25 protein-coding genes and 2 tRNA genes are annotated in these 24,415 nt (G+C 66.4%); 20 read left to right on the top strand and 7 right to left on the bottom strand.

Annotation, left to right across the window (positions count from 1 at the left end; translation table 11 throughout):
* Nucleotides 1–144 precede the first annotated feature (144 nt).
* Genes MXB53_RS04345 through MXB53_RS04335 form a run of 3 tightly spaced genes read left to right on the top strand, consistent with a single transcriptional unit; the run spans nucleotide 145 to nucleotide 3,175 of the window.
* Entirely contained in the window at nucleotides 145–657 is a 513-nt protein-coding gene (locus tag MXB53_RS04345) for an LUD domain-containing protein (RefSeq protein WP_248895976.1), read from the top strand.
* A complete protein-coding gene (locus MXB53_RS04340; RefSeq protein WP_248895975.1) occupies nucleotides 650–2,860 on the top strand; it encodes an LUD domain-containing protein in 2,211 nt (736 codons plus the stop codon). Before MXB53_RS04345 ends, MXB53_RS04340 begins: the two co-directional genes overlap by 8 nt.
* Nucleotides 2,861–2,884: 24 nt before the next feature.
* On the top strand, nucleotides 2,885–3,175 hold the full coding sequence (locus tag MXB53_RS04335) for a PRC-barrel domain-containing protein (protein WP_248895974.1): 291 nt from the start codon (nucleotides 2,885–2,887) through the stop codon (nucleotides 3,173–3,175).
* Here MXB53_RS04335 and MXB53_RS04330 read toward each other — a convergent pair.
* Nucleotides 3,172–4,629 (bottom strand): DHH family phosphoesterase, encoded by a 1,458-nt coding sequence (locus MXB53_RS04330; RefSeq protein WP_248895973.1) that lies wholly within the window; start codon nucleotides 4,627–4,629, stop codon nucleotides 3,172–3,174. The genes MXB53_RS04335 and MXB53_RS04330 overlap by 4 nt on opposite strands.
* Nucleotides 4,630–4,727: 98 nt before the next feature.
* Here MXB53_RS04330 and MXB53_RS04325 point away from each other — a divergent pair.
* Nucleotides 4,728–4,801, top strand: a tRNA-Lys gene (locus tag MXB53_RS04325).
* Between the two features lie 283 nt (nucleotides 4,802–5,084).
* Here MXB53_RS04325 and MXB53_RS04320 read toward each other — a convergent pair.
* Nucleotides 5,085–5,624: a hypothetical protein gene (locus tag MXB53_RS04320; protein WP_248895972.1), complete on the bottom strand. Its 540-nt coding sequence runs from the start codon at nucleotides 5,622–5,624 to the stop codon at nucleotides 5,085–5,087.
* Between the two features lie 436 nt (nucleotides 5,625–6,060).
* On the opposite strand from MXB53_RS04320, the gene MXB53_RS04315 reads away from it, so the two are divergent.
* Nucleotides 6,061–6,264, top strand: coding sequence for a hypothetical protein (locus MXB53_RS04315; protein WP_248895971.1), 204 nt, complete (start codon nucleotides 6,061–6,063; stop codon nucleotides 6,262–6,264).
* Nucleotides 6,265–6,358: 94 nt separating this feature from the next.
* Complete coding sequence (locus MXB53_RS04310) at nucleotides 6,359–7,696, top strand: hemolysin family protein (RefSeq protein WP_248895970.1); 1,338 nt, start codon at nucleotides 6,359–6,361, stop codon at nucleotides 7,694–7,696.
* A 15-nt stretch (nucleotides 7,697–7,711) separates the two neighbouring features.
* On the opposite strand, the gene MXB53_RS04305 is transcribed toward MXB53_RS04310, so the two are convergent.
* Together MXB53_RS04305 and thrS are read right to left on the bottom strand one after the other, a co-directional pair.
* The gene (locus MXB53_RS04305; RefSeq protein WP_248895969.1) at nucleotides 7,712–8,722 is read right to left on the bottom strand and encodes an NADP-dependent oxidoreductase; all 1,011 of its coding nucleotides are present in this window, start codon (nucleotides 8,720–8,722) and stop codon (nucleotides 7,712–7,714) included.
* A gap of 127 nt (nucleotides 8,723–8,849) precedes the next feature.
* Nucleotides 8,850–10,778: a threonine--tRNA ligase gene (gene thrS / locus MXB53_RS04300; RefSeq protein WP_248895968.1), complete on the bottom strand. Its 1,929-nt coding sequence runs from the start codon at nucleotides 10,776–10,778 to the stop codon at nucleotides 8,850–8,852.
* A gap of 119 nt (nucleotides 10,779–10,897) precedes the next feature.
* On the opposite strand from thrS, the gene MXB53_RS04295 reads away from it, so the two are divergent.
* Complete coding sequence (locus MXB53_RS04295) at nucleotides 10,898–11,812, top strand: DNA-3-methyladenine glycosylase family protein (RefSeq protein WP_248898063.1); 915 nt, start codon at nucleotides 10,898–10,900, stop codon at nucleotides 11,810–11,812.
* 121 nt (nucleotides 11,813–11,933) lie between these two features.
* Nucleotides 11,934–12,392 carry a DUF555 domain-containing protein gene (locus tag MXB53_RS04290; RefSeq protein WP_248895967.1) on the top strand — a complete coding sequence of 153 codons (459 nt, stop codon included), beginning with the start codon at nucleotides 11,934–11,936 and terminating at the stop codon, nucleotides 12,390–12,392.
* Nucleotides 12,393–12,448: 56 nt separating this feature from the next.
* Here the strand turns inward: MXB53_RS04290 and MXB53_RS04285 are convergent, their stop codons facing one another.
* The gene (locus MXB53_RS04285) at nucleotides 12,449–12,682 is read right to left on the bottom strand and encodes a UPF0058 family protein (protein WP_248895966.1); all 234 of its coding nucleotides are present in this window, start codon (nucleotides 12,680–12,682) and stop codon (nucleotides 12,449–12,451) included.
* A 296-nt stretch (nucleotides 12,683–12,978) separates the two neighbouring features.
* Between MXB53_RS04285 and MXB53_RS04280 the strand changes: the two genes are divergently transcribed.
* A complete protein-coding gene (locus MXB53_RS04280) occupies nucleotides 12,979–13,386 on the top strand; it encodes a translation initiation factor IF-2 subunit beta (RefSeq protein WP_248895965.1) in 408 nt (135 codons plus the stop codon).
* Here MXB53_RS04280 and MXB53_RS04275 read toward each other — a convergent pair.
* A complete protein-coding gene (locus tag MXB53_RS04275) occupies nucleotides 13,383–15,047 on the bottom strand; it encodes a DUF3604 domain-containing protein (RefSeq protein ID WP_248895964.1) in 1,665 nt (554 codons plus the stop codon). The two genes, MXB53_RS04280 and MXB53_RS04275, sit on opposite strands and share 4 nt — an antisense overlap.
* 104 nt (nucleotides 15,048–15,151) lie before the next feature.
* Between MXB53_RS04275 and MXB53_RS04270 the strand changes: the two genes are divergently transcribed.
* The 10 genes from MXB53_RS04270 to MXB53_RS04225 all read left to right on the top strand — a co-directional run bounded on the left by MXB53_RS04270 (nucleotide 15,152) and on the right by MXB53_RS04225 (nucleotide 22,719).
* Nucleotides 15,152–15,469 (top strand): cupin domain-containing protein, encoded by a 318-nt coding sequence (locus MXB53_RS04270; RefSeq protein WP_248895963.1) that lies wholly within the window; start codon nucleotides 15,152–15,154, stop codon nucleotides 15,467–15,469.
* Between the two features lie 173 nt (nucleotides 15,470–15,642).
* Entirely contained in the window at nucleotides 15,643–16,605 is a 963-nt protein-coding gene (locus MXB53_RS04265) for a S49 family peptidase (protein WP_248895962.1), read from the top strand.
* Entirely contained in the window at nucleotides 16,595–17,608 is a 1,014-nt protein-coding gene (locus tag MXB53_RS04260) for a DUF4350 domain-containing protein (protein WP_248895961.1), read from the top strand. The genes MXB53_RS04265 and MXB53_RS04260 overlap by 11 nt, the downstream gene beginning before the upstream one ends.
* A 39-nt stretch (nucleotides 17,609–17,647) precedes the next feature.
* A complete protein-coding gene (locus tag MXB53_RS04255) occupies nucleotides 17,648–18,193 on the top strand; it encodes a peptidylprolyl isomerase (protein WP_248895960.1) in 546 nt (181 codons plus the stop codon).
* Nucleotides 18,194–18,244: 51 nt separating this feature from the next.
* The gene (gene pabB, locus MXB53_RS04250; protein ID WP_248895959.1) at nucleotides 18,245–19,690 is read left to right on the top strand and encodes an aminodeoxychorismate synthase, component I; all 1,446 of its coding nucleotides are present in this window, start codon (nucleotides 18,245–18,247) and stop codon (nucleotides 19,688–19,690) included.
* Nucleotides 19,687–20,268 carry an anthranilate synthase component II gene (locus tag MXB53_RS04245; protein ID WP_248895958.1) on the top strand — a complete coding sequence of 194 codons (582 nt, stop codon included), beginning with the start codon at nucleotides 19,687–19,689 and terminating at the stop codon, nucleotides 20,266–20,268. The genes pabB and MXB53_RS04245 overlap by 4 nt, the downstream gene beginning before the upstream one ends.
* Nucleotides 20,253–21,128 (top strand): aminotransferase class IV, encoded by an 876-nt coding sequence (locus MXB53_RS04240; protein ID WP_248895957.1) that lies wholly within the window; start codon nucleotides 20,253–20,255, stop codon nucleotides 21,126–21,128. The genes MXB53_RS04245 and MXB53_RS04240 overlap by 16 nt, the downstream gene beginning before the upstream one ends.
* 116 nt (nucleotides 21,129–21,244) lie before the next feature.
* Nucleotides 21,245–21,329: transfer RNA gene (locus MXB53_RS04235), tRNA-Leu, on the top strand.
* A gap of 532 nt (nucleotides 21,330–21,861) precedes the next feature.
* Nucleotides 21,862–22,344 carry a DUF5813 family protein gene (locus MXB53_RS04230; RefSeq protein ID WP_248895956.1) on the top strand — a complete coding sequence of 161 codons (483 nt, stop codon included), beginning with the start codon at nucleotides 21,862–21,864 and terminating at the stop codon, nucleotides 22,342–22,344.
* A gap of 57 nt (nucleotides 22,345–22,401) precedes the next feature.
* A complete protein-coding gene (locus MXB53_RS04225; protein ID WP_248895955.1) occupies nucleotides 22,402–22,719 on the top strand; it encodes a DUF7991 family protein in 318 nt (105 codons plus the stop codon).
* Nucleotides 22,720–22,794: 75 nt separating this feature from the next.
* Here MXB53_RS04225 and tmk read toward each other — a convergent pair whose 3' ends face one another.
* The gene (gene tmk / locus MXB53_RS04220) at nucleotides 22,795–23,382 is read right to left on the bottom strand and encodes a dTMP kinase (protein ID WP_248895954.1); all 588 of its coding nucleotides are present in this window, start codon (nucleotides 23,380–23,382) and stop codon (nucleotides 22,795–22,797) included.
* Between the two features lie 71 nt (nucleotides 23,383–23,453).
* Here tmk and MXB53_RS04215 point away from each other — a divergent pair, with 71 nt between their 5' ends.
* Nucleotides 23,454–24,341: a complex I NDUFA9 subunit family protein gene (locus MXB53_RS04215; protein ID WP_248895953.1), complete on the top strand. Its 888-nt coding sequence runs from the start codon at nucleotides 23,454–23,456 to the stop codon at nucleotides 24,339–24,341.
* Nucleotides 24,342–24,415: the final 74 nt, after the last annotated feature.

Raw genomic sequence — 24,415 nt, 5'->3', positions numbered from 1 at the left:
GCCCCGGCGGTCGACGACCGCCGGAACTGACTTCCAACAGTCCGTATCGCGGCCCACCATCACCGTTTTTTGACCCATCGCGGGCACCGTTAGCGCACAGCACGGGACCGAAGCACCAAAGCCCCAGCGCAACAACGCCCGTCCATGGCCACCACGAACACGAACCCGACACTGTCGACGTTCGAGGACTCCCTCGCCGAACTCGGCGTCGACTGCACCCGGGTGACGGTGGACGATTTCGCGGAGACGCTCGACGGACTCGTGCGCGAGCCGGCCGTCGGCGTCTCGCTTCCCTTCGACGTATCGTACCCCGACAACGTCACCGTGGATCCGACCCCTGCCGCCCTGGAACGCGCCGCGACCGGCGTCACCCCCGCCTCCTTCGGCGTCGCGAACTACGGGAGCGTCCTCCTGCCCTCCACCGCCGATGGGGCGGAACCCGTCAGTCTCTACCCCGAACTCCACGTGCCCGTCGTCCGCGCGAGCGACGTTCTCCCCGACCTGCCCGAGGCGATGGACCGCTTCGGCGACGCGGCGCGCGACCACGGCGAGAGCGCCATCGTCGCCACCGGGCCGAGCGCCACCGCCGACATGGGTGAACTCGTCCTCGGGGCGCACGGCCCCGAAGCGGTCCACGTGGTGATGCTCGATGAGTAAGGGCGACAAAGCGGCCGAGATCCGACGCTTGATGGCGACCGAGGGGCCCGCCATCGAAGAGAACACCAAGGAGTTCAACCGGAACCGGCAGGCGGCCGTGGCGGGCCTGGAGAACTACGAGGATCTCCGGGACCAGGTCCGAGAGATCAAAGAGGACGCCATCGACCGCCTGCCCGAACTCATCGATGAGTTGCGGGAATCGGTCGAAGCGAACGGCGGCACGGTGTACGTCGCCGACGACGCCGCCGACGCCAATCGGTACATCCGCGAGGTGACCGACGACGCCGACGCCGACCGCGTGGTCAAGAGCAAGTCGATGACCACCGAGGAGCTCGACGTCAACGAGGCGCTCGAAGCCAACGGCGTCGACGTGGTGGAGACGGACCTCGGCGAGTGGGTGGTCCAGATTGCCGACGAGGCGCCCTCTCACCTCATCGCGCCCGCCATCCACCGCTCCGAGGGGAGCATCGCCGACCTGTTCAACGAGCGGTTCGATCCCGAGACGCCGCTCGAGACGGCGGACGAACTCACCAGTTTCGCGCGGGAACGCCTCGGCGAACTGATCCGCGACGCCGACGTGGGGATGACCGGCGCCAACTTCATCGCCGCCGACACCGGGACGATGGCGCTCGTCACCAGCGAGGGCAACGCCCGGAAATGTGCGGTCACGCCCGACACCCACGTCGCCGTCGCAGGGGTCGAAAAAATCGTGCCCTCGACGGACGACCTCTCGCCGTTTCTGGAACTGCTCGCGCGGTCAGGGACGGGCCAGGACCTCACGGCCTACGTCTCCCTGCTCACGCCGCCGGTCGACTCGCCGACGCTCGACTTCGACGACGACGAGACGCCGCTGTCCGAGCGCGATTCGGACCGCGACTTCCACCTCGTCCTTATCGACAACGGCCGGATGGCGATGCGCGAAGACGAGCAACTGCGGGAGACGCTGTACTGCATCCGGTGTGGGCAGTGTTCGAACTCGTGTGCCAACTTCCAGCACGTCGGCGGCCACGCCTTCGGCGGCGAAACCTACTCCGGCGGTATCGGCACGGGGTGGGAGGCGGGAATCGAAGGGCTGGACTCCGCCGCCGAGTTCAACGACTTCTGTACCGGCTGTTCCCGGTGTGTCAACGGCTGTCCGACGAAAATCGACATCCCGTGGATCAACACGGTGGTCCGTGACCGCATCAACCGCGGCGAGGAACCCGAGGGCGCGGACTTCCTCGTCGAGGGGCTCACACCCGACGAGGAGCCGGGCGGTCTCGACCTCGGCAAACGCCTGTTCGGCAACTTCGAGACGCTAGCGAAACTCGGAAGCGCGACCGCGCCCGTCTCGAACTGGATTGCCGACGCCGCGCCGGCGCGGTGGGCGCTCGAACGCGTCGCCGGCGTCGACGCCCGCCGTGACCTCCCCGAGTTCCAGCGCGAGACACTCGTGGAGTGGTTCGAACACCGCACCTCGACCGTCTCGGATCCCACCCGCGAAGCCGTCCTCTACCCCGACGTCTACACTAATCACGTCCAGGTCGAACGCGGGAAGGCGGCGGTCCGGGCGCTGGAAGCCCTCGGCGTCGACGTGCGCGTCCCCGCGGTCCGGTCGAGCGGTCGCGCCCCCCTCTCTCAGGGGATGATCGCCACCGCCGAAGACCACGCCCACGACGTGTACGGCAGCCTCGCCGAACACATCGACGCCGGGCGGGACGTGGTGGTCATCGAACCCTCCGACCTCGCCATGTTCGACCGCGAGTACGAGCGGTTCCTCGCCGAGGACTCCGCCGAGCGCCTGCAGGAGCACAGCTACGAGATCATGGAGTACGTCTACGGCCTGCTGGAGAACGGCGCCGACGCCGACGCCCTGCCCAGCGGCGACGGACGGGAGATCGCCTACCACGCCCACTGCCAACAGCGGACGCTCGGTCTCGAAGGCCACACCGTCGCCGTCCTCGAAGACCTGAGCCACGACGTCGTCACCTCGGACGTGGAGTGTTGTGGCATGGCCGGATCGTTCGGCTACAAGGACACCTACTACGAACTGAGTATGGACGTGGGCGACGACCTGGCGGAGCAGTTCACGACCGCGGAAACCCGTGACCGGACCGTCGTCGCCAGCGGCACGTCGTGTCTGGAGCAACTCGACGCCCTGCTCTCCCGGCCGTCGACGCACCCAGTCGAACTGATCTCGCCAGCGGAGTCCGCGAACAATTAAGACCCATCACGAACAGGATGGCATATGGACGGCACGCCACAGGAGATCACGACGCTCGTCGGGCGCGAGGTGTATTCGAACAACGGGGTTTTCGTCGGAGAGGTCGAAGACGTCCGCCTCGACCTGAGCCAGCAGTCCGTCACAGGACTCGCGCTCGGCGAGCTCAGCCAGGAACTGTTCGCGAGCCGTATCGAATCCGGCAAGGGCGTGATGATCCCCTACCGCTGGGTCCGGGCCGTCGGTGACGTGATCCTCATCAACGACGTGGTCGAACGCCTCGAAGACGAGGGCGAGGACGAGGAGATCGTCGCCTAACTGCCGTTCCCCGACTCTGACGCGCTCTCGACGCCCATCGCGTCGAACAGTTTCTTGCGGACGGCCTCTTCAGCCAGCGAGAGGAGGGTGTCGCGGTTGTCCTCGCTCGCCTCGATCCCCGTAAACAGGCCGAGCGGAATCTCGACGCTGCCCTGGGTTGAGTGCCCACCGGCATCGCCGATGCCGCCGTAGGCGTCATCCAAGACGTTGCCGATGTTGATGCGGATGTCCTTCGACCGCGCGGCGAGATAGATGGTGTCGTCGGCGATGCCGAAGACGGCCGTCGTCGTGATCCCCTCCAGGTTGAGGAGATGTTGGGCGGCTTGGGAGAGGGCGTCACGGTCGCGGATGAACCCCGCGTTCGAGACGAGGTGGCTCCCCTGGACCTGCCGGTTCTGGATGGCTTCGGCGAGGACATCGAGCGTCTCGGGCGACATCGACGGCGACTCCACCTGTTCGAGGGTGTCGTGGTTGGCGAAGGGGTAGAGATACGCCGCCGCGGTCAGATCCGCGGGCGTCGTGTCGCGTTTGAAATCGAGGGTCTCGGCGCGGATGCCGTAGAGCAGCGCCGTCGCCACCGCCTCGCTCGGCGAGAGGTCGAACTCCTGGATGTATTTCGTGAGGATGGTCGACGTCGAGGAGACGTTCGGGCGGACATCCATGAACTCGGCGTCGAACTCCGAATCCGGTTCGTAGTGGTCGATGAAGATGTCGACGCTCGTCTCGATGCCCATATCGCCCGACTTCATGTGGTCGACCAGCGCGACGAGCGCGTAGTCGTCCAGCGACTGTTCGTCGGCGAGCGAGAGCAGTTCGATGCCGAGCAGGTTCACGAACGCCCGGTTCTCCTGGTGGCCGATGTCGCCGGGATAGAGGATATCGGCCTCGACGCCGTGGAATTCGGCGATGGCTTGGAGCGCCACCGCGCTGGCGATGGAGTCGGGGTCGGGGTTGTCGTGGGTGAGGATGCCGAGACTCCCCTCGCCGGAGCGGAGGATCTCGGCCAGTTGCTGGGCCTTGTACTCCAGTTCCCCCGTCTCAAGGGCGCGCAGTGCCGACTCCGCGATCACCTGCGACGGGGTGATGACCACGTCGGCGCCGGCATCGGTGAGTTCGTCCTCGGAAACGGGGTCGGAGGCGCGGACGATGATATACTGGTCGCCGCCGCGTTCGCGGATCGTCGAGACGGCGGCCTTGTTCGCCTCCACGTCGGACGCGAGGATCAGGAGGACATCGCGATCGGCCACCAGGTCGGCCACCTCGGGTTCGCGGATGTCCGTCCGGCGTGCGTCGAGGTCCTGGTCGCGGAGCGCCTCAACGCGGCTCTCGTCCTGATCGAGGATCAGCACGTCCTTGCCCTCCTCCTCGAGTTCCTCGGCGACGGCGTGACCGACGCTCCCACACCCAAGGATTGCGTACGAAGACATCGAAGAGACGGGGGCTGGGGTACTCATGTTGTCCGTCCTCTCTCAGCGTCTCACTTAATCTCGTCCCTTCCGTCGGGCGGAAGGGAAACGCCTTTTAGTCGGCCACGGGTAGCGACTCATGCGTTGGGCCGGTAGCTCAGTCAGGTAGAGCGACGGACTCTTAATCCGTCGGTCGGGGGTTCAACTCCCTCCCGGCCCGTGCACTGAACCGCCGAGTGACAACGAGGCGGTGAGGGAACCGGCAGGAAGGAGTTGAACCAGGGAGTGAAGCGAACGGAGTGAGCGAAACGACCGTGGTTCAACTCCCTCCCGGCCCGTAAGAAATCCGCGAGCGACAGCGAACGGTTTCGAACGACCCGCGGTGGGTGTTGAACGAGAGAACGCCGAGCGGGAGCGAGGCGTTCGCGTTGTGCAACTCCCTCCCGGCCCCTTGTCACCGCTCACCGTCGCTCGCAGGAAACCGCCCGGGGCGTTCGCGTGGGTTACCCCCGCTGAGACCCACTGGACGAGTCCCTTCCAATCAGCAAGTACGGGAGACCACCGGCGATGAGAATGCCGGTGATAAAGAGCACCTGGAGGACGGGAAAGAAGGTGAGAGACGGGATCGTCAGTCGCGTGACGATTGTAGAGACGGCGACGAGTCCGACCGCAGTTCCGACGACATCGCGAACCGACCGTTCCGATCGGCGTCGGTGTCCACCGATGATGCCAGCACCGGCGGCCCCCGTTCCGAGCGCGAAATCAACGTTTCCGGCGACGAGGACCAGTAGTGATGCATCGAGGGAGGCGGCGACGAGCCCTGTCGAAATAAGATATAAAAGAAGTATCGAGAGTGCCCAGAGGCCCCTCGCGTATTCACCCTGTGTGCGGGTGAGACCGAATCCAAGAGTGACGTAGATGATGCCGACTCCGAGCAAGAACTTCAGAAGGGAGGTTCCGTACGAGTAGTGGAGTTCGGAGAGGAGCAGACTGGTGGTAGTGAGTCCCAGACCGATTACCCCAACCAGGAAAGATCGTTTCATCAAAGCATCATTTCCGGGGATCCGGAGAAAATTCTTGTGGGAGGGCAGTCGACTCACACTACCGATTCCGGCGACTGACGATTCCTGTCGCCGAGAGGGTGGATCCGATTCAGGAGGGCTTTGTTGATCCGACTAATTCGCTCAAGGACCGTATTTCGAACCAAACTTCGGACATCTGGCTTATTTCAGGGAGTACAGTGGTAGCGCCCCATCTTCGAGAGAGACTGTGTCCTGAAAGGTGTTTTTGCACAGAAGAAGTCTATGGAAAATAAACACGGTGTGGCGAACCCCACCACCCAGCCAACAAACAGGAACTTTTATGAACAATACGCCCATCGGGAGGAGTAGATGCTCCCGCACGTCGTACCTGTACGCAAGTGACCCTTTCTCCACCGACAGGTATCGACGTTCGACCGACCCGCAGTCCGCATCCCAAATGAGCACACAACCGCAGTCCACGACCGACCGCACCGCATCCACCCGCACCGAACCGACGCTGACCGACGGCCGCTGGCGTGCCGACGACACGACCGATCCGGCGGACGCCGCGCTTCACGCCGCCCAACTCCAGTTTCTGCCCGACGGCGATCGCCGTCTGTACAACCTCGTCGACGACGAGAACCGGGCGATGCTCGACTAGCGCGCCCGACTGAGACCACCCTTTTAGTGAGTTCGCACGGAGAGACGGGTATGGCTTCGTCCCGTCCGACTGCTCCCAGTCGCCGCCCGCACCGATGGTAGATGTCGGCCTGTCGGTGGCCCGACTCCTCGTCGCCCTGTTTCTTGTGGCGTTGAACGGCTTTTTCGTCGCCGCGGAGTTCGCTTTCGTCCGGGTCCGCGCGACATCCGTCGAGCAACTCGTCGCTGAGGACCGCCCCGGCGCAACGAGTCTTCAGGACGTGATGACCGATCTCGACAACTATCTCGCGGTGACCCAGCTCGGCATCACGCTCGCCTCGCTGGGGCTCGGGTGGGCGGGCGAACCCGCCATCGCGTCGCTGCTCGAACCGGCGCTGGGTGGAGTTCTCCCGCCGACGCTCGTCCACATCGCCGCCGTCGCCGTCGGGTTCTCGGTCATCACGTTCCTCCACGTCGTCTTCGGCGAACTCGCGCCCAAGACGTTCGCCATCGCCCAGACCGAGCGGTTCTCGCTGTATCTCGCCCCGCCGATGAAGGCCTTCTACTACCTGTTTTACCCCGGCATCGTCGTCTTCAACGGTACGGCCAACGCGTTCACGCAGCTGCTTGGAGTGCCGCCGGCGTCCGAATCGGACGAGACGCTGGGTGAGCGGGAACTCCGCCGGGTGCTGGCGCGTTCCGGCGAAGCGGGCGATATCGACGTCGAGGAGGTGGCGATGATCGAACGCGTGTTCGAACTCGACGACACCACCGTGCGGGGGGTCATGGTGCCGCGGCCGGACGTAGTGAGCGTGTCCGCCGACGCAGCGCTCCCCACGATCCGGGAGACCATCTTCGAGTCGGGCCACACCCGCTACCCGGTCGTCGAGGCCGACGACCCGAACCAGGTGGTCGGCTTCATCGATGTCAAGGACGTGTTGCGCGCGAGCGAGGGCCGGGCTCCGGACGCCGCGACGGCCGCCGACATCGCCCGCGAGATACTCGTCGTCCCGGAGACCACGACGATAAACGACCTCCTGTTACAGTTCCAGGGGGAGCGCCAGCAGATGGCCGCGGTCATCGACGAGTGGGGGTCGTTCGAGGGCATCGCGACGGTCGAAGACGTCGTCGAGGCCGTCGTCGGTGACCTCCGCGACGAGTTCGACATCGACGAGCGCGAATCCGCGATTCGCCGGCGTGCAGACGGGGCATTCGACATCGACGGTGGCGTCGCGATCACGGCGGTCAACGACGTGCTCGACGCCGACCTCGGGCACGAGACGGTCGATACCATCGGCGGCCTGGTTCTCAGCCGCCTCGACCGCGCGCCAGAACCCGGGGACAGCGTCGACATCGAGGGCTACCACGTCGAAGTGACGGGCGTCGAGGGGACCCGGATTTCGACGGTGCGAATCCAGGCGTCGGACGGCGACGGCGACAACGACGAAAACTGAGGCGGGCAGGCTGCGCTACTCGCCGACTTTCACGACCTGTTTGCCGATGTTGTCGCCCGAGAAGAGCCCCAGGAACGCCTCGGGAGCGTTCTCCAGCCCCTCGACAACGGTTTCTCGGTGGTCGATGTCGCCGTTCGCCACCCACGTTTCGAGCTGTTCGCGGGCAGGGCCGAACCGCGTCGCGTAGTCGGAGACGAGCAGCCCCTCTACCCTCGCCCGCGGGGCGATAAGCTGGGGGAGTTTGCGGGGCCCGGTCGGGACGCCCTCGTCGTTGTAATGTGCGATCTGCCCGCAGACGGCGACCCGCGCGTCCAGGTTCAGTTTCGCGAACACCGCGTCGGTGATCGGCCCGCCGACGTTGTCGAAGTAGACGTCGACACCGCCGGGAGCCACCTCGTCGAGCGCTGCGCGGTAGTCGTCAGTCGTGGCGTAGTTGACCGCCGCGTCGAAGCCGAGGTCCGCCGTGAGCCACTCGGTTTTCTCGTCGGTGCCGGCGAAGCCGACGACGTGACAGCCGTTCAGTGTCGCGATCTGTCCCACGGTCGAGCCGACGGCGCCGGCGCCCCCCGAGACGGCGACGGTATCGCCGGGGCGCGGTTCGGCGACATCGAGCAGGCCGAAGTAGGCGGTCCGGCCGGGCATGCCGAGGACGCCGAGATACGCGGGGGGTGCCGCCACGTCGGGATCGACGGGCGCGACATCGTCGGCGTCGACGACGGCGTAGTCCGACCACGTCCCGCGACCGGTCACGAGGTCGCCCGCCTCGTACTCCGGGCTTTCGCTCTCGACGACTTCGCCGACGACACCGCCCTCCAAAACGTCACCGAGTCCCCATGGGTCGGCGTACGACGCCGAGTCTCGCATCCGGCCACGCATGTAGGGATCGACGGAGAGGTAGTCGACGCGGACGAGGAGTTCGCCGAACGTCGGCGTCGGCCGGTCGGTCTCACGGAGGTCGAAACAGTCGAGGGTCGGTTCGCCGTCGGGGCGTTCCACGAAGTACCACGCGCGGTGTGACGCTGGCATAGCGGTTGTTCGGCACGGGGACGTATAGTAGCGTTTGGAACTGTGTGCACACCTGATCGCCAGACTGCGTGCGATCAGGGGTGCGGTGACTTACAACGACTACGATAGATGCCTTCCGACCGGGCGACTACTCCGACAGGAAGTCCGGTTCGATGCGCTTCTCGTCGCGTTCCGTGCGGAGGTGGGTGGCGAACGAGTCGGGGTCGATATCCTTCCGTTCTCGCTCCGTCCGGTCGCGGACGGAGACGGTGCCGGCCGTCTCCTCGTCGTCGCCGACGATGAGCATGTACGGCACGCGGTCGGTGTGGGCCTGCTGGATCTTGCGGCCGACGGTCCAGGAGCGGTCCTCGATGTCGACCCGGAAGTCGTCGAGATAGCGGTTCTTGAGTTGCTTGGCGTATCCCAGGTTATCGTCGCTGACGGGGAGGATGCGCACCTGTTCGGGCGCCAGCCACAGCGGGAACTTGCCGTCGAAATGCTCGATGAGCACCATCAGGAATCGCTCGTAACTGCCGTAGAGCGCGCGGTGGATCATCACCGGGCGGTGGTCCTCGTTGTCCTCACCGGTGTAGGTCAGATCGAACCGCTCGGGCATGTTGAAGTCGAGTTGGACCGTCGGGCCGTCCCACTTGCGGCCGAGGGCGTCCTCGAACGCGAAGTCGACTTTCGGCCCGTAGAACGCGCCGTCGCCCGCCTCGACATCGTATGCGATGTCCTGCGATTCGAGGACGGCGCGCAGCTGCGACTGCGCGCGCTCCCAGATTTCGTCGCTCCCGACGGACTTCTCCGGGCGGGTCGCGAGCGCGACTTCCGCGTCGAGATCGAACGTCTCGAACACGCGGAAGATGTTGTCGATGACGAGCGTCACTTCGTCCTCGATCTGGTCGGGACGGACGAACATGTGGCCGTCGTCGATGGTGAACGCCCACACTCGCGAGAGACCGGAGAGTTCGCCGCGCTGCTCCTTGCGATACACCTTGCCGTCCTCGAAGTAGCGGACGGGAAGATCCCGATAGCTCCAGGATTTCTGGTCGAAGATGGTGGCGTGGCCGGGGCAGTTCATCGGCTTCAGGCCGTACTCCTCGTCGTTGACATCGAGGAGGAACATGTCGTCGACGTAGTTCTCGTAGTGGCCCGACTTCTTCCAGAGTTCCGTCCGGAAGAGGTGTGGCGTCTCGACGGGGTCGTAGCCCGCATCGAGGTTCATGTCGCGCGCGAAGGCCGAGAGTTCGTCGAGCACGCGCTTGCCGTTGGGGTGATAGAGGGGGAGACCCGGCCCGGTCACCTCGTCGATGGAGAACAGGTCGAGCTCCTGGCCGAGTTTCCGGTGGTCGCGCTTCTCGGCCTCGCGTCGGCGTTCGAGATAGGCTTCCATCGCCTCTTCGTCGGCGAAGGCCGTTCCGTAGACGCGGGTGAGCGTGTCGTTGTCCTCCTCGCCACGCCAGTACGCCGAGGAGATGTTCAGCAGTTTGAACGCGCCGATCTCACCGGTCGAATCGACGTGGGGGCCCTGACAGAGGTCCTCGAACTCGCCCTGTCGGTAGAGGGTAACGGGATCCTCGCCCGCCGCTTCCGTCTCCAGGATGTCCTGTTTGTAGGGGTTGTCGGCATACTGCTCTTTCACCTCCTCGCGCGGGCGTTCGATGCGTTCGATATCGAGATCCGCGGCGATGATCTCCGCGGCTTCCGCCTCGATTTCGGCCAGGTCCTCGCTGTCGAGGTCGACGTTCGTCACGTCGTAGTAGAAGCCGTCGTCGGTCGGCGGCCCGATGGCGAGTTCGGCCTCGGGGTGGAGGCGCTGGAGTGCCTGGGCGAAGACGTGGGCGGCCGAGTGGCGCAACACGCGCAGATATTCGTCGCTGTCCTCGGTGACGATGACGAGGTCGATGTCGTCGTGCAGTGGGGTGGCCTTGGCCACGAGGTCGCCGTCGACGACGCCAGCCACCGTATCGCGGCCGAGTCCTGGCCCGATTTCGAAGGCGACGTCCTCGACCGTCGACCCCTCCTCGACGGTGAGTTCCGATCCGTCGGGGAGCGTCACTACGATATCACTCATACCCGGAGGAAATCGGACGAACGGAATAAGTGTTTTCGAGCGGCCGCGCGAGGCGATTCATCCCGCAACTCGGCGCCGAAAGCGAAACGCGGAAAGCGACGTACCACCCACCCCGGAGCATGGAACGCGGCGCCATCCCGCTGTCCGACCTCGACGGCCCGTTCGACCTGCAGGCGACCGTCGAGAGCGGGCAGAGCTACCTCTGGGATCGCCCGGACGACGAGATGTACGAGCGGTTGGATGTCCACGGTGGCGACGCGTGGTACGAGACGGTCGTGCCGTCGCTGGACCGCGTGGGCAACGACCGGGCCGTGGTCCGGGTGCGCCAGACCGGCGACCGACTGGAGTGGCAGTCGACCACCGACGCGGTACCGATCCTGACACACCTCCTCCGACTCGACGACGACCTGGACGCCATCCGAGCGGCGACGCCCGACGACCCGCTCCTGGACCGCGCGTTCGACGCGTATCCGGGCCTGCGCCTCGTGCGCGACCCGTCCTTCCCCTGTCTTGTCTCCTTCATCTGCTCGGCGCAGATGCGGGTGGCGCGCATCCACGGGATGCAGCGAGCGCTCGCCCGCGAGTACGGCGACACCGTCACCGCCGACGGGCGCACGTACCACGCCTTCCCGACGCCGGAACAACTCGCCGCCCGGACCGAAACCGAGTTGCGCGACCTGAAACTCGGCTACCGCGCGCCCTACGTCCAGCGGACGGCGTCGATGATCGCCGACGGCGAGGCGACCCCGGAGGCGGCGCTGGGGAAGCCATACGAGGACGCGCGGGAGTATCTCACCCGCTTCGTCGGCGTCGGCGACAAGGTGGCCGACTGCGTGTTGCTGTTCTCGCTCGACTACCTCGAGGCGGTGCCGCTCGACACCTGGATCCGCTCGGCCATCGCGGACCACTACCCCGACTGCGAGCGGGGATCGTACGCGGAAACGTCACGCGCGATTCGGGAGCGACTCGGGGGCGACATCGCCGGCTACGCCCAGACGTATCTCTTTCACATGCTTCGCGCCGGCGACGAGTAGGGCGAAAGCGGGGCTCTCGCGGCGTGTTGAGGCGGTTTGCAGACCGGACGTGTCTGCACCGTCGCCGCGTCGACCCCGCAGGCGAAAATTCATGACGGTGGGAATACAATTATGGTGTGGTATGGATTGTCGAGTCGTCGTCGAGGCAGCGGTCCCGGTGTACGACGTAGCGACCCCCGACGAGGCGATTCGCATCGCCATCGCGAAGACGGGGGAGATGCTGAATCCGGACCTCAACTACGTCGAGATCGAGATGGGGTCCCGCACCTCCCCGTCGGGCGAGGAACTCCCCCCGGCGTTCATCGCCGCCGACGAGGCGCTGGTCGCGCTCGAACTCGAAATGAAGGTGTTCAACGTCGAGCAGGAGGAACACGCCTCCCGCATCGCGCGCAAGGAAATCGGACAGCGACTGGAGAACGTGCCGCTGTCTATCCTGTCGGTCGACCCGATAGAGGAGGAGACGGACGACGCCGAGGACAGCGAATCGAACACCAGTGACGAAGACGGCGACGAAGACGGCGACGAAGACGAAGACGGCGACGAGCTCATCCCCGAGTTCGAAGAGCTAGTCGACGAGTGAACAGCGCCGCCGCTCCCCGATTCGAGCGGTCGCAGGAGAACGGACCGTACGTTCGTTCAGTCGGCGTGAGGAGCGACGCGCTCCTCGGTCGTGTCGAGGGAGGACGTGATACCTTTCGCCAGCTTAAAAACAGCCGCCTTGTGGTCTGTCTTCGATTTGTGGATCGAGGTCGGTCGTACCCCCTTTTTCTCGTACTCGGTCAGGTCGATCTCTTCGTCATGCCACGCAGAACACTGTTTCTCTACCTCCGCGAGGAGGCCGTGCAGGTGAATGAGCTCCTGCTTTTTCATAACAACCATCCATAGCGAGTGGAAGGTTATATTATTATCTTGAGTGCAGTTAACATGCGTCTACGGGCGTGGTAGCGGTTCACAGGCAGTTTTTGCGAGACGTGATCGGAGCACGATAGCGAGTGTCGGCCCACCTGAAGAGGACGCCAACCAAGCTGTCGAGACGCGCCGAACGCTCCCGTGACTGTCGGCTGGACGCCGGGGAAGATCGTCGCTACTCGGGGTGGGAAATGTCGTGAAACAGTTACAGCCGACGGTATGAAACGTTTTAGTCGCCGCGGGCCGCAGGTACGGACATGGATTACGAAGATAGTCTCGAGCGGGCGCTGACCGAGACGCCGGAGATCAGCGACGCAGCCGAGCGGTTTCAGGTCCCCGACGTCGATGTCCGTTCCGAGGGGAACGTCACTATCTACGAGAACTTCCAGGAGACCCACGACCGCCTGAACCGGGACCAACACCATCTCTTCAAATTCCTGCAGACCGAACTCGGCACCAGCGCGAGCATCGACGACCGCGGGCGCGCCCGCTTCACGGGCGACTTCAAGCAGTCTCGCGTCCAGAGCGCCCTCGACGAGTACGTCGACTCGTTCGTGACGTGTTCCGAGTGCGACTCCCCCGACACCCGACTGGTCGAAGAGCGCGGCGCGACCGTGCTGAAATGCGACGCCTGCGGCGCGCTGTCGTCGGTACCCGAGATCTAATCGGCGCCCACCCAGAGCGGACCGGCCCACGCCGTGCCGCCGTCCGCTTGGTGGACGCGAACGTAGTAGACATCGTCGTCGGTGCCGCGGTCCGCGTCCCACGAGAGTCCAGTGATGGGATCGTCGTCACGAAAGGTCGCAGCGGCGGTGTACGCCTCGATGTCGGCGTCGAGCGCCGTCGTTCCTCCAATGGTTCGCCACTCGCGGTTGTTCTTGACGACCACCACGTCTCGGAGCGGTGCGGTTCCGGCGACGGACACCTCGACGGTGCGGTCGGCCGCCGGGTCGTCGACGGCGGCCCGCGAGTCGTCGTCGCGGAGACGCGTCCCCGCGACGCTGAACGCGACGTGGATGCGGGCCGGTTGGGTCGTCCCGTACACGCTGCGGTTCCGCAGCGCGGCGAAGACGGCCCCTCGGGTGAGTTCATCGGCGTACAACGCCACCAGACCGCCCGGATAGCTGCGTTCGTCCCACAGCCGCCAGATCGTTCCCCAGCCGAGGCCGTCGCGGATTGCTCGCCGGGGGACGTGCGGCGGAACGTGGAGTAGCGAATGCCCCGGCAGCGGGCCGTGGTAATCCGACGAGGCGAGCATCCCGACGCGGTTGCCGAGCGCGAAGGCGTCCTGCACGTAGTGGCCTTCGACCCCGACCTCGCCGCTGGCGATGCCGCCGATGGGTTTCTCGTTGCCCGCGGTCGCGGGGCGTTCGCTGCTCCCCCACTGGGAGTACACCTCGACCAGCGGCGCGAGTTCGTCGTCGGACTCGGTGGCCGAGAAGTCGAACGGATACATCGCCTCGGCGGAGTGGTGGGGAATCGTCAGCGCGTCGCGCCCGGTCTCCGCGCGCCACCGATCGAGACGCGCCCAGAGTGTCTCGTAGGTGTCGCTGTCGGCGGCCATCGAATCGAACAGGGCCACGTCGTCCGCGGACTCGAAGTAAACGTTGAGGTGGCCGCCGCGGTTGGGCTGTTGTGTCCACTCGTAGGCCGGGAGCGTGACGAACGATCCGGGATCGTTCGCGGCGTCGGCGGCCGCCACCCCGTCGTCGAAGCCGTGGTCGTGCATCCGCCGGCGCTGGAGCGACGGCGGGATGAAAAACCCCATCGTGTCGTGATCGGTGTAGGCGACCACGTCCAGAGCCATCACGTCCCGGCCGAACCGATAGCCGGCTGCCGGCCGACCGACGCCATCGGAGTCCAGCGAGTGGAGGTGGATGTCGCCCCAGTAGAGCCGTTTCGTGGGTGGCGACTCGGTGACATCGACCGGGTTGCTGACCGCCGTCACGCCGCTCGCGGGGTGTTCGACCCGCACGTACTGCGTGCCGGGCGTCCGAAAGGTGATCCCGCCGGTACGGACCCACCCGTCGTCGTCGCCGCCGAACCGAAGCCGGTCGGGGACGATGGCCTCGGGATCGGTCGTCGTCACTTCGACGGTGCCCCCGAACTCGCGGACCAGGCGCTCGTAGGCGTCCCAGACCTGCACCGTCAGCGTCGCCGACTCACCGATCTGGACCGTCGAGGGAAGGATCGCGTGGAGGGCGTCGACCTCGCGGTGTCGGCTCTCCAGGAGCTGGCGGATCGACGGCGCGTTGTCCAGAAACGTCCGCACGGACTTGCGACTCTCGGCGAGGAAGGTCGCCCCCGATCCGAGACGTGGCGTCATGTCTCAGCGTGCTCGGCACGCACAGTTAACTCTCGGGGCAAGCGGGGCGATGGCCGACCCGCCTCACCGGGCACTTTTGTCGCTTCCCACCAACCATTCATCGTATGTCACACACGCGCGTCAACTACCACGATGTCGAGTCGGTCGGCGGCGGCCTGCATTTCCTGCGGGACGCCCTCGACTGCTCGAACCTGGGTGTCTCGGTGCTGGACTGCGACGCGGACTGGAGCGGGAAACCCCACGACCACGCCGACGACGGACAGGAGGAAGTGTACGTTCTGGTCGAGGGCGAAGCGACGGCCACCGTCGATGGCGAGTCGGTGTCGCTGTCGGCCGGGGACGCGCTCCGGGTCGATCCGGGCGCGACCCGGCGCCTCGACGCCGAGGAGTCGTGTCTGTTCGTGATCGCCGGCGCGCCCTGAGACGGTTTATTGTAAGTCATTCCCGGTGATTCGCTGGGCTGTCCCGGCGAATCGCCGGTACACAGTCACAATAATCCGTATGAACCGAGACGGGCGTCCCGGTACACCGACGGTCGCCGCCCAGTGACTCGCCGCAGCCGACGTTTTTTGTGGTGGTGTCCCAAGGGGAAGGCATGGCGAGCAGAAGTCGAGCCCTCCTGTCGTGGATCGCCCGGTCGTACGTGCTGTTCGTCGCCATCGGCGTCGTCGTCGGCCTCGCGCTGGCGCCCGTCGCCTGGAACGCCACGTCCTCGGACGGCACCGTTGCAGTGGTCCCCGTCGCGGGAACCATCGACGGGGGGACCGCCGCCGGCGTCTCGTCGATGCTCCAGCAGGCGCGCAACGATCCCGACGTGAAGGCGGTCGTCTTGCTCGTGAACAGCGGGGGTGGTGGCGCCGCCGCCAGCGAGGAACTGTATCTCCAGACCAGGCGGACGGCCGCCGAGATGCCGCTCGTGACGAGCGTCGACGCGTCGGCCGCCTCGGGCGCGTACTACACGATCGCCCCGAGCGATCACATCTACGCCAAGCCGGCGTCGACCGTCGGCAGCGTCGGGGTGTTGGCGACAACGCCCCAACAGCTCGAACCGACGGCGCTCGTAGCGACGACGGGGCCGAACAAGCTCACCGGCGGCGACGAACGCGAGTTCAACTACATCGTCGAATCGCTGGGCAACGCCTTCATCAACGCCGTGTACGAACAGCGGGATGATCGCCTCGACCTCTCGCGGAGCGAGGTCGAGCAGGCCCGTATCTACAGCGGCACCCAGGCGGTCCGAAACGGCATGGTCGACTCGATCGGTGGGCGGCAGGCGGCCGTCGAACGAGCGGCCGCCGAGGCCGACCTCGACCGATACGACGTGCGCGTCATGCGCCCGGACGGCACCGTGCGCTTCCTCTCCCGGTCGAACTACATCGCCTCGACCGCGCCGGACAAGGAGATGGTCTCCGCGACGTATCTCTACGGCGAGAACACCACGGAGCCGGTGTTTATGATGGTGCCCGCGTCGTATCTCGACGCGCCGCGGAACGACTCGGCCGGTGAGCCGGCCGCCGCGGGAACGGGCGCCGATACGGGGGGACCGCATGCGGCGTAAACTGGCCGCGCGGATCGCCGTCCTCTGTCTGACCGTCGTGGTCGTGGTCGCCGGCGCGGGCGTCGCTCCGACGTTGCTCGGCGACGACGACGAACCGGACCGCAACACCGACATTCCGGAGTACGATCCGGCGTCCGTGGCGCCGGATCCGATCGCCGCGACGGGGGCCATCGAACCGAGTCCCGCCCCCGGCACCGACGCGACCGGAACGATCCTCATCGACCGCGGCCACAACAACCGGTTCGAGCGAACGGATATCGAACCGCTCGTCGACGCGCTGGTCCGGCAGGGCTACCACGTCGAGTTCTACACCCAGGGCGACCTGGCGACCCACCTCGAAGACGTCGACGCCTTCCTCGTGATCGATCCGGGGACCGAATACCTCCCCGGCGACATCAACGACGTGCGGGAGTTCACGGCGAACGGCGGCCGCCTCGTGATGGTCGGCGAACCGGATCGGACCGCGGTCAGAGCAACCCTCGGCGGGACGGCCGTCCAGACCCAACAGAGCCAGTTGACGACCATCGCCTCCCGGTACGGCATGAGCGTCGACACGCAGTATCTCTACAACCAGGAGCACGCGGACGGGACGTTCAAACACGTCCTCGCTCGCCCGACCGGGCAGGGTGACCTCGACGGCGTCGAACGGACGGCGATGTACACCGCGGCGGCGGTCACGGCCAGGGACGGGACCGTCCTCCTGCGGGGCGCGCCGAACACGCACAAGTCCGGCAGCGACGACGTGAGCGGCGAGTATCCGGTCGCGGTCCGCAAGAACAACGCCCTGTTGCTCGGCGACACGACGTTCCTCCGCGGGGACCGCTTCAACGTCGCCGACAACGAGGCGTTCATCGCCTACCTGGTGGAGTTCATGATCGAGGGCGACCACCGACCCCCGGAGCCGACGACTGGCCCACCGGAATCGGAGCGCGATGATTCGGGGTCGACGGCGACGCCAACCGCGACGCCGACGCCCACCCCGACCCCCACGCCGAGCGAGTAGGGACAGCAAGGTTATCCCGTCGGACCGCCAGGTGACGGTATGAGCAATCCGACTGCGACACTGCGGACGACACACGGCGACATCACGGTCGAACTGTTCGCTGACCGGGCACCGACGACGGTCGAGAACTTCATCGGCCTGGCCGAAGGCGCCGACGAGTACGACGTGCCCATCGAACCCGGAACGGGCGCATGGGAGGACCCGGAGACCGGCGAGAAACGCATCGACCCGCTGTACAACGATCTGCCCTTCCACCGGATCATCCACGACTTCATGATACAGGGCGGCGACCCTGAGGGCACCGGACGCGGCGGCCCGGGCTACACCTTCGACGACGAGTTCCACCCCGACCTGCGCCACGACGGGGCGGGCATCCTGTCGATGGCCAACCGCGGCCCCGACACGAACGGCTCGCAGTTTTTCATCACGCTGGACGCCCAGCCGCATCTCGACGACAGCCACGCCGTCTTCGGCGAGGTCACCGAGGGCATGGACGTGGTCGAGGAACTCGGGTCGGTGCCGACGGACGTGGACGACAAACCGATGGAGGACGCGACGCTGAAGGCCGTCGATGTGGACCGCTAACGGGGCGTTGCCACCGGCGGGGAAGCGACCCGGTCCACGGGAGGACGGGGCGTGACGCCAACGGTCGAAACCTCGCGCGAAGCGTTCCTGGCCACCGCCGAGGGCGCCGCCCCCACCGCGCGGATTCCGGTCGAAGTGCGACTGGAGGCGTCACCCTTCGACGCCTATCGGCGCGCCCGTAGCGACGCACCGTCGCTGTTCTTCGAGACGTCCGGCGGTCGCTCGGGGTGGGGCTACTTCGGCGTCGATCCGGACGAGGTCTACACCGTCGACGGCGACGGCGACGGCGTCCTCGACACCATCACCGACCTCGTAGCCGACGAGTCGCTCGTGCGCGGTGGCTGCGAGATACCCTACCCCGGCGGTTTCTTCGGCTGGCTCTCGTACGACACGGTTCGGGAGATCGAGGCCCTGCCGGAGACGACCGTCGACGACCGCGGGCTGCCACGCCTCCAGCTCGCCCGCTACACCTGTCTCGCGGCCTGGCAGGCGGGCGAGTCGACGCTGCGCCTCGTGGCGACGCCGCGACTCGGAACCGACCCGGACGCCGCCTACGAACGCGGGCGCGAGCGCGCGCTCGACCTTGCCGAGGCGGCGACGACGGGCGATCCGTCGGTCGGCACCCCGCGAGTCGACGGCCCCGTGACGTTCACGAGTTCGTGTAATCGCGCGGCGTACGGTGATCGGGTGCGCCGCGTGAAGAAGTATATCCGCGATGGCGACACGTTTCAGGCGAACGTCTCCCACCGGCTGACCGCGCCCGCCGCGGTCCACCCGGTCGAGACGTTCGCCGCGCTCCGCGAGGTGAACCCGGCGCCGTACTCCGGGCTGGTGGAGTTCCCGGGCGTCGACCTCGTGAGCGCGAGTCCGGAGCTCCTCCTGGAGCGCGACGGCGACCACCTCTGGACCGAACCAATCGCCGGCACCCGTCCCCGTGGCGACGGCGCCGAGGAGGACCGCCGTCTCGAAGCCGCTCTCCGGAGCGACGAGAAAGAGCGGGCCGAACACGCGATGCTCGTCGATCTAGAGCGCAACGACCTGGGGAAAGTGAGCGAGTACGGGTCGGTCACCGTCGACAAATACCGCCGCATCGACCGCTACTCCGAGGTGTTCCACCTCGTGTCGGCGGTGTCCGGCACCCTGCGCGAGGAGGACGACCTCGGCGACGCCATCGGCGCGGTGTTTCCGGGCGGGACGATCACGGGCGCGCCCAAACCGCGGACGATGGAGATCATCGACGAGGTCGAACACCAGCGTCGCGGACCGTACACGGGGAGCATGGCGGCCATCGGCTTCGACGGCCGCGCGACGCTCAACATCATCATCCGCACGCTGGTCCGCCACGGCGACGAGTACCACCTCCGGGTCGGGGGCGGCGTCGTCCACGACTCGGTGCCCGACGCGGAGTACGACGAAACGCTCGCGAAGGCGCAGGCGCTCATCAACGCCGTCGACACCGCCCTCGGCGACGACGCCGAGATGGAGGTGGAGACGTGACGCGGATTCTCGTCGTCGACAACTACGACTCCTTCGCCTACAACCTCGTTCAGTACGTGGGCGAAATCGCGGACGAGGTGGTCGTCCGCCGAAACGACGCCATAGACGTCGACGGGATTCGGGCGCTCGATCCCGACGGCATCGTCGTCTCGCCGGGACCGGGAACGCCACAGAGCGCCGGCGTGTCGATGGCCGTGTTCGCGGAGGTGGACTACCCCACGCTCGGCGTCTGTCTCGGCCACCAGGCGCTCTGTGCCGTCCACGGGGCGCGGGTGGGCCACGCGCCCGCCGTCGTCCACGGCAAGCAGTCGGCGATCACCCACGACGGCCAGGGCGTGTTCGCCGACCTCCCCGACGGGATGGCGGTCGGCCGGTATCACTCGCTGGCGGTCGACCGCCGGGACGTGCCGGACATCCTCGAAGAGACGGCGTGGACCGACGACGAGGCCGGCGTCGTGATGGGGGTTCGACACCGCAGCAAGCCCCACGTTGGCGTCCAATTCCACCCCGAAAGCATTCTCACCGACGACGGCAAGCAACTCGTCGGCAACTTCCTTGACCTATGCAGTACCACGTAAACGGCGACCTGGTGCCGGCCAGCGAGGCGACCGTCAGCGTCGAGGACCGCGGCTTTCTCTACGGCGACGCCGCCTTCGAGACGCTCCGGGCCTACGGCGGCACCGTCTTCGAGTGGGACGCCCATCGCGAGCGACTGGTGAACACCTGCGATACGCTGGGCATGGGCAGCGCTGTCCCCGCCGATATTCACGACCGCATCACGGCGACCCTCGACGCGAACGACCTCGCGGACGCCTACGTCCGCGTCTCGGTCACGCGCGGCGTCCAGGCGGGGAAACTCACGCCCGACCCCGCGGTGGAGCCGTCGGTGATCGTCATCGTCAAGCCGCTGCCGCGGGGTGGCGTCACGGGAGAAGACGTTTGGGACGCCCCGGCGACAGTGCGAACGGTCGACACCCGGCGGATCCCCGAGGCGGCGATGCCCGCCGACAGCAAGACCCACAACTACCTTGACGGGATCCTCGCGCGACTGGAGTTGCGCGGGACGGACGCCGACGAGGCGCTCGTCCGGTCGGTGGACGGCGCCGTCGCGGAAGGCGCGACCAGTAACGTCTTTTTCGTTGACGGCGGCGCGCTCCGGACCCCCGCGCTCTCGGAGCCGATACTCCCGGGCGTGACCCGGCGGATCGTCCTCGACCTGGCCGACGAGATGGGGATTCCGGTGGAAACCGGCACCTACGGCGTCGAGTCGATTCGGACGGCCGACGAGGCGTTTCTGACGAACACAACCTGGGAAGTGCGGCCCGTGGCGACCGTCGACGACGATAGGGTTGGCGGTGGACCGGTGACGGAGCGTCTCGCCGACGCGTTCGACCGGCGCGTCGAAGCGTCTTATAGGGATTGTCGTAACTGTCGATAGCGTCGCACCGGACCGTCCCGGCGCGAAGCTATCGTGACTTTCGCTACTCCCTATTACGAGTACTCCACCGCCGGGACCGAAAGCCACTTGCGGGGGACTGCGGAACGGACATCCGAGCGAGGGTGGCCGAGCCAGGCCAAAGGCGGCGGGCTTAAGACCCGCTCTCGAAGGAGTTCGGGGGTTCGAATCCCCTCCCTCGCACTACCGCTCCGAGTGAACACGAGGAGCGTGCAGTGCGTCCAGAGGATTCGAATCAGGGAGGTCGCGCGCAGCGAAGGCGAGACGCGAACGGAGTGAGCGTCTCGGCGTGGCGAACGGAGAAACCGTGAGCCAGCGAGCAGAGTGACCGTGGTTCGAATCCCCTCCCTCGCACTACCGCTCCGAGTGAACACGAGGAGCGTGTCGTGTGCCGGTGGGATTCGAATGAGAGAACGGCGACCGAAGTGAGCCGTTCGCGTAGTTCGAACCCCCCCCCTCGCACCCTGAACGAGCCGAGAAGCCACTACCCAACGAACTCCGTCGAAAAGCGAAAAGCGAGCGGACGGGAAAAAGCCCGTACGATCGCTTGCCGCCCTGAATTGGTCCCCGCTGACGCTTCGGCCCTCCAGACGAAGCGTCACTACACGCAAGCGACGGCAGAAACTTAAACGTGCCGTCGCCGGCAGGATGGTAGGGAAGCCAAACTGGCGGGCGACGCGAGAGGCTTTTGAGCGGCGACGCCCTGATAACGAACATGAGTGAGGCATCCGGACGGGTCGCGCGCGCTTTTCGCGATCACGACGCGTTCGAACGCATCGACGACGGGCGGTTCGAGGCGACGACGACGGTGTTCGACGCCGTGGTGACCGCGACGGAGACGGACGGCCGCGTCGAGTTCGGGGTCGAGATACGGGTCCCGGCGCTCTCGGCGGCCGTCGAGGGGGATGTCGCGGCAGTCGTCGAAGAGGGGTGGCACGAGACGCTCGAACTGCGACTCGAAGACATCGACGGGGTGACCCGGGGTGACCAGGACCTCGATCCGACGGTCCGACTGGCGGTCGACGAAGTCGTTGTCGACGTCGCGTTCACCGACATCAACGAACGCCGGGGCGCCGACGACGCCGCGGCGATCATCAACTACGTCGAGGGGACCTACGTGCAGGGGCTGATCCCGGGCTACGACTACACCGGGCCGGCGGCCCAACTGGTCGACCGGGCGCGACAGGCGAGTGAGTAACACTGCCGGCAGTATGAGAAACGACAGGGCAAAGCCGGTCGAACCCCTTTGTCGGCTATGGCGACGCTTCTGGATCTCGCCCTGATGGGCGCCGTCCTCGTGGGAAACACCCTCCTCGCGGCCGTCATGACCCGCTTCTTTCGCGTCCAGCTCCACACCCGGTGGGGCGCGGGCGTCTACACCGCGTTGCTGGTGCCGGTCGGTCTCGTCGTGACGACGATCGTGGCGTTCAGCCTCGGCGTCGGCGTCGACTTGGGGAACGCCGGGGCCGTCCTCGGGCTGATGGTCGGCGTCCCGATGGGGCTCGGCGTGACCATCGATGTCCTCTATCTGCCGTCGCCGGAGGAGTACGACCTGCCGGAGACGGCGGGGTAGGGCGAGGGTCAGAGTTTATTGCCAGTCGCCGGACCGTCTTGGCGAACCACCGGTAGACCGTGACAATGAGTCGTATCAGTCGTCGACCAACCGGTCGACGGTGGCGGCCACATCGTCGAGAACCGCTTCCCGAGAACGGGTAGCGTCGATGCGGACGAAGCGGTCGGGGTCAGCGTCGATGAGGCGCTCGTACTGTTCGCGCACCGCGTGGAGCCGTTCGACCCGTTCGAACTTGTTCGTCTTGCCACTTCGCTCGGCCGCCGTTTCGGGGTCGATATCGAAATACAGCGTCGCGTCCGGCGGTCGCGAGAAGGGGGCGTGAATCCGGCGCACGTACTCGAAGGGGTCGTCGACAGGCGTGTCGGCGAGCGTCGCCGCCTGGTAGGCGATGCGGGAGTCGGTGTAGCGGTCGGAGACGACGAGCGACCCCGCGGAGAGCGCCGGTCGAATCACGCGCGAGAGGTGGTCGGCGTGGTCGGCCGTGTAGAGAAACAGTTCCGCGAGCGGGTCGGCGTCGTCGTCCGCGATAGAGCGGCCGACCGCTTCGCCGTACCACGAATCGGTGGGTTCACAGGTGAACACCGCCGACGGGTGCCGGTCACGGAGCATCCGCCAGGCCGTCGTCTTCCCGCTGCCGTCGAGGCCTTCGAGCGTGAGGAGCATAGGAGGTGATACGGCGGCCAGCGTTTAACCCCCGCGTTACTTTTAGGTCGGTTCGACGACACGTGCGAGTTATGGACATTCTTGTGACCGGCGGGAGCGGGTTCGTCGGCCAACATCTCTGCCGAGAGCTGCAATCCCGGGGCCACTCGGTGACATCCCTCTCACGGACGCCAGGAAGCGAGGACGTGCCCGACGGCGTCGAGAAGACGATGGGCGACGTAACCGCCTACGACTCGCTGCTGGAACCCATGGCGGGCCAGGACATCGTCGTCAACCTGGTCGCGCTCTCGCCGCTGTTCAAGCCCTCCGGGGGCGACGAGATGCACGACCGCATCCACCGACAGGGCACCGAGAACGTCGTGCGGGCGGCCCAGGAGACGGGCGTCGAGAAGATCGTCCAGATGAGCGCGCTGGGCGCCGATCCCGACGGGGAGACGGCGTACATCCGCGCGAAGGGTGCGGCCGAGGAGATCGTCAAGTCGTCGTCGCTGCGCCACGTCATCGTCCGGCCGTCGGTCATCTTCGGCGAAGGTGGCGAGTTCGTCCCGTTCACCAAAAAACTCGCACCGCCGTATCTAACGCCGCTGCCGGGTGGCGGAAAGACCCGCTTCCAGCCGATCTGGATCGGTGATCTGGTACCGATGCTCGCCGATACCGTGGAAGACGACGAGTACGACGGCGGCATCTACGAACTCGGTGGGCCAGAAACGCTCACGCTCGCCGAAGTCGCCCGTCTCGTCCACGGGAGCGAGGGCCGGCCGGTTCGGGTCGTTCCCGTCCCGATGGCGCTGGCGAAGGTCGGCCTGACAATACTCGGTGCCATCCCCGGTGCACCGATGGGGGGAGACCAGTACCGCTCCCTCCAGTTCGACAACACGACCGAGCACAACGACGTCGAAGCGTTCGATGTCGCAGCGTCAGAGCTGCAGACGCTCGGAGAGTATCTCCGCGACCGCTGACGGGCGGCGGACGCCTGTCAGACATCGTCGGATGGTCGAAATATCCGCCGCCGCCCCTTGATTTCCGAGCTCGA

It is taken from the genome of Haloplanus sp. XH21 (genome assembly GCF_023276355.1).
GTDB classification, from domain to species: Archaea; Halobacteriota; Halobacteria; order Halobacteriales; family Haloferacaceae; genus Haloplanus; species Haloplanus halobius.
Note: the sequence above shows the minus strand (reverse complement) of the source record. Positions and strands in the feature narration are given on the sequence as shown.